Genomic DNA, 7,878 nt, shown 5'->3' with positions numbered 1-7,878 from the left:
TGCGACTATTCTCCTGCTTGTGTAGAAGTGGCCAAAACCATTATTGTGGAAGAGAATCCCAATATGCCCTGGACCGGTGGCTATAACAAAGTTCACATTTCCCAGGTGACTCATATTATTCGCGATAATACGCCGATATTTGAACTAGAACAACCCACTATTTCTGAATTGGACGAAAAAATCGCCGCTCCGATTGCCGAGCGTATTGAAGACGGTTCCACGTTACAGGTAGGTATCGGCGGTGTTCCCGCTGCGGTTTGCAAATACATGCTGCACCGGAAAGACCTGGGCATGCACACCGAGCTGGTCACCGACTACATTAATGAAATGATGGAAAGCGGTTGCCTGAACGGGAGCAGGAAATCAATTCACAAGGGCAAAGTTATTGCTACCATCGTGGAGGGCAAGAGGGCATGCTTCGATTACATTGCCAATCACCCGGCCATTGAATTCCACCCGGTTGATTACACCAACAATCCCTTTGTCATCGCGCAGAACTATAAGCCGGTCAGCATCAACGGGACCATCGAGGTAGACTTGTTTGGCCAGTGCTGCTCGGAAAGCATTGGCACCAAAATCTGGGGAGGTATTGGCGGCCAGCTGGACTTTGCCCGCGGCGTCACCTTGAACCCGGAAGGGCAAGGGTTTATTGTGCTGAACTCCACCACAAAGAATGATACCATCTCCAAAATCGTGCCCATTTTGAGCCCCGGTGCCATTGTATCCACCACCAGGACCCTGGTTGACCATATTGTTACCGAATACGGCTGTGTTAAACTGCGTGATAAATCCATGCAGGAACGGGCCAAGTTAATCATCAGCGTTGCCCATCCAAATTTCCGGGATTGGCTGACATTTGAAGCTAAGAAAATGGGCTTGCTTGTCTAATTTATATATTTTGGCTAACTAGTTAAAAATAGATAGTGCAAAAGCGCCTCAACCAGGGGCGCTTTTTATTGGTCTGAGCCCGGCTGTAATGCCGCCGGGCGTAATCAAAAGGCATCTCGGTTTGAGATGCCTTTGCACGAATTCCCTTATTTAATATCCGCGTGATACTCCTGCAGGGATTTTAAATTAGCCTGGCTGTTATCTTTATAAGCCGCAATGCCCCTGGCACTGGCCAGAGCCGCTTCTATGGTAGTTATATACGGTACTTTATATTTAATGGCGGTCTTGCGGATATAGGAGTCGTCATGCTGGCTATGTTTCCCGGATGGGGTGTTGATCACCAGTTGGATCTCCTTATTTTTAATGCCGTCGGGGATGTTAGGTCGTCCCTGGGCTAATTTCTTAATCTCTTCGGAGGCAATCCCGTTGGCTTTAAAATATTTGTGCGTGCCTTCTGTTGCTTTAATGCGAAAACCCAGCTGGGTAAACAGCCTGGCTATTTTCAAAGCTTCAGGCTTATCTTGATCGGTGACGCTGATCAGCACGGTGCCCGAGGTGGGCAATAGTGACTGGGTCGCCTCCTGGGCCTTGTAATAAGCTAATTCGAAGGAATCAGCGATGCCCAGCACTTCCCCGGTGGAGCGCATTTCCGGCCCCAGTAAGGGATCCACCTCCTGGAACATATTAAAGGGGAAAACCGCCTCTTTAACACCAAAATGGGGTATCTTTTTCCGGGTCAGAGTTTTCACCGGGGACTCTTTGCCGGTTTGGCCGGCCAGCATAATTTCCGTGGCAATCCTGGCCATCTGGATGTTGCAGACCTTGGAAACCAAAGGCACGGTCCGTGAAGCCCGCGGGTTGGCTTCCAGTACATAAACCCGGTCATCGGCAATGGCGTACTGCATATTCATCAGTCCGACCACGTTTAATTCCCTGGCGATCTTTTGCGTGTATTCTATGATGGTTTCCACATGCCTGGCCGGAATGCTCACCGGCGGAATTACACAGGCCGAGTCTCCGGAGTGGATACCGGCCAGTTCAATATGCTGCATGACCGTTGGTACAAAGGCTTCGGTGCCGTCGGCGATGGCATCGGCTTCCGATTCAATGGCATGAGCGAGAAAACGGTCAATTAAAATGGGCCTTTCCGGAGTCACCTCCACCGCGGCCGCCAGGTAATCGCGGAGCATTTCCTCATCGTAAACAACTTCCATCCCCCGGCCCCCTAATACATAGGATGGGCGGACCATTAGCGGGTAACCAATCCGTTTGGCAATGGCCAGGGCTTCTTCCAGGGTCACCGCCATCCCGGATTCCGGCATGGGAATGTTCAGCTTCTCCATGATCCGGCGGAACCTGTCACGGTCTTCGGCTAAGTCTATCGTATCGGGGGTAGTGCCAAAAATGTGCACCCCGGCTTCGGCCAGTTCACCGGCTATATTTAAGGGTGTTTGTCCCCCGAACTGCACGATTACCCCCAGGGGCTTTTCCTTTTCGTAGATGCTCAGTACATCCTCCACCGTTAATGGCTCAAAGTACAGCTTATCCGATGTGTCATAGTCGGTGGATACCGTTTCCGGGTTGCAGTTGACAATCACCGTTTCAAAGCCCATATCCCGCAGGGCAAAGGCTGCATGCACGCAGCAGTAGTCAAACTCAATGCCCTGTCCGATGCGGTTCGGGCCGCCACCCAGGATCATCACCTTCGGCCGGTCGCTGGCGCTGGTTTGATCAGGAGCATTATAGGTGGAGAAATAGTAAGCTGCGTTTTCAACGCCGCTCACCGGAACGGCTTCCCAGCCCTGGACTACCCCCAGAGCAATACGGCGCCGGCGAATTTCCTGTTCGGGCAGCTGTAACAGCATGGCTAAATAACGGTCGGCAAAACCATCCTTTTTAGCTTGAATCAGCAATTCGTCGGGCAGGTGCCCGTACTTATGCTTAAGTATTTCCTCTTCCAGCATAACCAGTTCCTTCATTTGCCGGATAAACCAGGGCTTAATGTGGGTCAGCCGGTGAAGCTGGTCGATATCTGCACCCTTGCGCAGCGCTTCATACATAATAAACTGGCGTTCACTGGTGGGCTCAGCGATTAAGGCCAGTAACTCCTCCAGGGAGCGCTGGTTGAAATTTTTCGCAAAGCCTAACCCGTAGCGGCCAATTTCCAGGGAGCGGATGGCCTTTTGCATAGCTTCTTTATAGTTTTTGCCGATGCTCATCACTTCACCGACGGCCCGCATCTGGGTTCCAAGTTTGTCCTGGGAACCGGGGAACTTTTCAAAGGCCCAGCGGGCAAACTTGATGACCACGTAATCGCCGGAAGGTGTGTATTTATCCAGGGTGCCATCCCGCCAGTAGGGAATTTCATCGAGGGTTAAGCCGGCGGCCAGCATGGCTGAAATTAATGCGATGGGGAAGCCGGTGGCTTTGGAAGCAAGTGCGGAGGAACGGGAAGTGCGGGGGTTAATTTCAATAATTACCACCCGGTCGGTTTTCGGGTCATGGGCAAACTGGACATTGGTACCGCCAATAACTTCAATGGCCTCTACAACCGCATAGGCATATTTTTGCAGACGCTGTTGCAACTCCGGGCTGATGGTCAGCATGGGAGCTGCACAGAAGGAGTCGCCGGTATGCACACCCATGGGGTCGATGTTTTCGATAAAACACACCGTCAGCATTTGATTTTTAGCGTCCCGCATTACTTCCAGCTCGAGTTCCTCCCAGCCGAGCACGGATTCCTCGACAAGGATTTGGCCCACCAAACTGGCGGCGATGCCCCGGTTGGCTACGGTTCTCAGCTCTTCAATATTATAAACCAGGCCACCGCCGGTGCCTCCCATGGTGTAAGCCGGGCGGATCACCACCGGATAGCCAAGTTCCTGGGCTATTTGCTCTGCTTCTTCTACACTGTAGGCAGGTTTGCTTCTGGGCATTTCTATGCCCAGCCGGTTCATGGTTTCCTTAAAGGCAATGCGGTCCTCGCCGCGTTCAATGGCATCGACTTGTACGCCGATAACTTTAACCCCATATTGTTCTAAAACCCCGGTCTTGGCCAGTTCAGAACACAAGTTTAAGGCCGACTGACCGCCTAAATTGGGCAGCAAGGCGTCGGGCCGTTCTTTAGCGATGATGTCCGTCAATCTCTTTACATTTAACGGCTCAATGTAAATTACATCGGCCATTTCAGGGTCGGTCATGATGGTAGCAGGGTTTGAATTGACTAAAACAATCTGGTAACCTAATTTCCTGAGGGCTTTACAGGCTTGGGTTCCGGAATAATCAAATTCACAAGCTTGTCCGATGATGATTGGACCGGAGCCAATAATTAATATTTTTTTGATATCAGTCCGTTTTGGCATATTTCCCCTCCTGTCAAACGAAGTCAGCAAGCAGTCAGCCTGGTGATTTATGTGTATCCTTTGGACAATAAACTTAAATTATCTTGGTTGCCACCGTTAATTCTAGCATTTATATTATTAATTGAAAAGCAATACTTAATGGTATCAGATTGGCGTACAGTTAAATAGTTTGATCAACTTATTCAAATTATTCAGCTTAATCATTATGAAAGGAGCCTTTAAATAAACGCCGGCGCACAGGCCTGAGATTAGACCTGTGCGCCTTTGTTTATTGATCGAAAGTTGACCAGGTGTTTTCCGGCAGCAGAGCGATAATCAGCGGGGTGTCGGAGCCGCTGGGAGGGGTATAGATAAATTCCTTAGTCTGGCCGGCTTCAAGTACGCCAAGTATGGCGGCTTTTTGCAGGCCGGTAAAGTGGCCGGTTTCCGGGACTTTATAAACCTGACCGTCAGCTGCTTGAAAGGCTGCTTTAAATATGCTGCCCCGTGGATTTAACATCACGCCGGTTTTTTCCGGGGCGGTGATTTTAACCCGGTAAATTACACCGTAATTGCCGATGTTCCGGATCGTTTCCCCGGTCAAGGGGTCTATCCCTTCCACCCAGCTGTCGTGGCCGGGTTCTTCCAGACCCAGGGTGATTTTTTCAGCATTGCTGCCGGCCTGGATGTTCACCAGGCAATCGGAAGTGGGGAAAACGCCGCGCACCTGCTGTTGATTGCGGGGCAGAACAGGCAGGGATAACAGGTAATCAATCTTTTCCCTTAATATTTCCGCCGGTGTTTTGACCGGAGGCATCGGGCTCATTTCAGTATTATCCGGCTCCGGAAGGAGCATGCTGTCTGCTGGATTAGAGCCGGTAATTGGAGCAGATTCCGCTGCTGCACCCGAGTTGTCCGCAGATCCGGAAGTCCGGTTAGCTACGCTGTCACCGCCCGTTGTGGGTGACTCACCGGCGTTGCCTGAGCTTACCCCGGTATCATCTATGGATGACTCGCCCGCGGCCGGGGTACTCGGGTATGTTAACGGATCAGTCTCCGGGGTTGGCTCAGGCTCTGGCGCTTTCTCCGGGCCCATGATCACGCTGAGGGTAATGGTGCCATCTGCCTGGTAGTCCTGCATGCCGGTGACCGCTTCGCCTTTATTCAGGAAGCGCATGCCCTGGTTTAAGATAAGCTTTTCACCGGGGTTAATCGTGATATCCGGTGCTCCCTGGGAGCTCAGGTAGCGCATCGATACAGCCTGTCCCAGGTTCATGTAATCATTAACCGGGCCGCCTTCACCGGACTTAATTGTTTTCAGGGTTACGGGCACGAGATTATTGTTTTCGGCTATGACGTATAAATACTGTTTTTCGTCGGCGCCATTTGCGTGGTGATAGAATAATCTAAAGTTCCCGGATGCCTCACTTTGGTAAAGGATACCGGGCTGGCTCACTATCTCCGGGCTGTTGCTCAGATGCAGGACTGTCCCGGTCCGCTCAAAGGTGGTGTTGGCATTGGCAGTAAAGGTATTGAATTTAACATTGTCCAGGTTTTCAAATAATTCACCGTAAACCGGCCGGGACAATTTAAATACCATCTCACTCATCAGCTTTTCATTGGCTACAGTAAAGTTTGTGGTGGCGGTATCACTCCAGTTTCCTGCAGCGTCCCGGAGTCTTAAAGATAAAACATATGTACCCGGCCGGAAAAAGGCGCGTGGTTGTCCGGTCCTGACCTGGGTGTCATCCAAAAGCCGGTAGCTCCACTCCTGGGCCGTGATGCTTTCCCCGACTTCATTATCATAAGAAAAATTGTATTTGGCCTCTTCTCCGATTTTAAGCACATCACTCTGTAGTCCCAGAGAGGTGATCACGGGCGGCAGGTTAATGGGTTCTTCTTCTGCTCCCTCTGTCTTTTGCTTGGTGATGGTTATGGTCTTGGCCGATGGATCAAAATCAACCTGAACATTAAAATTTTCGGCCAGGAAACGCAGGGGCACCAGGGTGCGCCCGTCTTTGACAAAAGGCGGGCTGCTTAGTTCTACTTCCTGGTTATTGACCATGGCTTGTCCTGTGGTCAGGGAAAATTTGATTTGTGTCGCACCTTTGTTTATTTGCACCGTATTAGTTGCTGCTTCCCATTGCACTGCGGCACCCAGAGCCTGTTCCGTTACGAAGCGGATGGGCAAATATGATACCCCATCCACAACTACCGGCGGTATCTCCAGCTGGTACGGCACATTGTTCAGTAGCGCAGTGCTGCTGCCCAGGGTTAATTGCAGCTTGGTAGATGTCACTGTTGTCCCGGCCTCTGTGGTGTCCTCTGCAAAACAGAGGGAGGGAGCCACCAGCAGGGTAGATATGGTTAGGGCGGCGCAAAATTTCCTGAATTTCATAATTAACCTCCAATGGTATATTTCTTCTTAAATTAGACGTTTTTCGACTATAGAATGTTGCACGCATTATGCCTGTTGGTACGTTAATTATTCTAGTTTTATGTTTGTGTGCCTTAAACTTTATAACCGGGTTCCCTTCGGATGGTAGTAATGGCGTTGTTGATGATTGTGTGAGTTGCATAATTATTAGATACATAATTTATAGAATTAAATGAAACATTGACATGCGGTAATGAAATTACATTTGACTATCGCCTCAAGCCCGGGGTTTCCAAATCGACCAATGCCTTAGCTTAGATGAAGATTATTGGTCTTGAGGTGTAATAGCAAAAGAGCAGGTTATCCTGCTCTTTTTTAAAGATAATTATAATATAATAGTTGACACCGGAAATTAAATCCCGCTATAATGGTTGATGACGGAAACTAAAATTTATTAAGGAGCTAACTCTTATGCATAAAGATTTTGTGCATATTTACAACCTAATCCAAGAATTATCCTGGCATTTTGGAGCTCACGGCATTAATGGCGAGTGCTGTGGGGATCTGTCTTTAGTGGAATATATGGCTTTGAAAAGAATAAATGATGCGGAAAATATCACTGTGCAGGAAGTAGGGCATGCCTTAAATTTTACCAAAAGCGGGGCCAGTAAAATCATTGATCGTTTAGAAAACAAGGGCTATGTGAAACGTGAGATATCTTCAATAGACGGACGTGTGTGCTGTGTAAATACAACTGCCAAAGGGGCAGAAACAGCCTTGGAAATAGTTCAACGGTATTCTAATTATGTCTCTGAAATGCTGAAAGCTCAGGATGCTGCGATGGTCGAGAATGTTAAAACCGTTTTGGAAATCCTGGTAGACTCCGCACATCGACAGGAGAACCTGTTGAAGGGCAAATTTCCACAGGGGGGAGGCGGGATGTCGGTATTTTCGATGGATAAGTAAGTTCTCACGATACCGTTGGTTTTTTTCAAGCCAGGTTTACAAGAAGTTAATTATCATAATCTTGACGGGATTTAATTGTGGGAGGTGGGGGGTTACATGTTTGAGCTAAATAATTTAGCCGAAGCCGGTAGATTTTTTCTGGTCATCGCCGGGGAACTGATCCTGTTATTTATTGGTGTTTCCTTCCTGGTTGGGCTGCTGCAAGAATTTATACCGCCTGAGACAATCCAGAAAGTAATGACCAGGCAGAAAAAATTCATTGGCAATATAATAGGGGCCGCATTGGGGGCACTTACTCCTTTTTGA

Annotated in this window: 5 protein-coding genes; 3 read left to right on the top strand and 2 right to left on the bottom strand. The window is 49.2% G+C overall.

Annotated elements, in window-relative coordinates; translation table 11 throughout:
• Positions 1 to 888: acetyl-CoA hydrolase/transferase family protein (locus SPSYN_RS05910; protein ID WP_161821577.1), on the top strand; the 888-nt coding region annotated here is incomplete at its 5' end.
• Between the two features lie 146 nt (positions 889 to 1,034).
• Here SPSYN_RS05910 and carB read toward each other — a convergent pair.
• Complete coding sequence (gene carB, locus SPSYN_RS05905) at positions 1,035 to 4,250, bottom strand: carbamoyl-phosphate synthase large subunit (protein WP_161821576.1); 3,216 nt, start codon at positions 4,248 to 4,250, stop codon at positions 1,035 to 1,037.
• Positions 4,251 to 4,518: 268 nt separating this feature from the next.
• Positions 4,519 to 6,627, bottom strand: coding sequence for a copper amine oxidase N-terminal domain-containing protein (locus SPSYN_RS05900; RefSeq protein ID WP_161821575.1), 2,109 nt, complete (start codon positions 6,625 to 6,627; stop codon positions 4,519 to 4,521).
• A 450-nt stretch (positions 6,628 to 7,077) separates the two neighbouring features.
• On the opposite strand from SPSYN_RS05900, the gene SPSYN_RS05895 reads away from it, so the two are divergent.
• Together SPSYN_RS05895 and SPSYN_RS15705 are read left to right on the top strand one after the other, a co-directional pair.
• Complete coding sequence (locus tag SPSYN_RS05895) at positions 7,078 to 7,572, top strand: MarR family winged helix-turn-helix transcriptional regulator (protein ID WP_161821574.1); 495 nt, start codon at positions 7,078 to 7,080, stop codon at positions 7,570 to 7,572.
• A gap of 96 nt (positions 7,573 to 7,668) precedes the next feature.
• The gene (locus tag SPSYN_RS15705; RefSeq protein WP_202623744.1) at positions 7,669 to 7,878 is read left to right on the top strand and encodes a hypothetical protein; all 210 of its coding nucleotides are present in this window, start codon (positions 7,669 to 7,671) and stop codon (positions 7,876 to 7,878) included.

Source organism: Sporotomaculum syntrophicum (assembly GCF_009932395.1).
Classification (GTDB): domain Bacteria; phylum Bacillota; class Desulfotomaculia; order Desulfotomaculales; family Desulfallaceae; genus Sporotomaculum; species Sporotomaculum syntrophicum.
The sequence above is the reverse complement of the archived record's forward strand: the minus strand, read 5'-3'. Positions and strand labels throughout refer to the sequence as shown.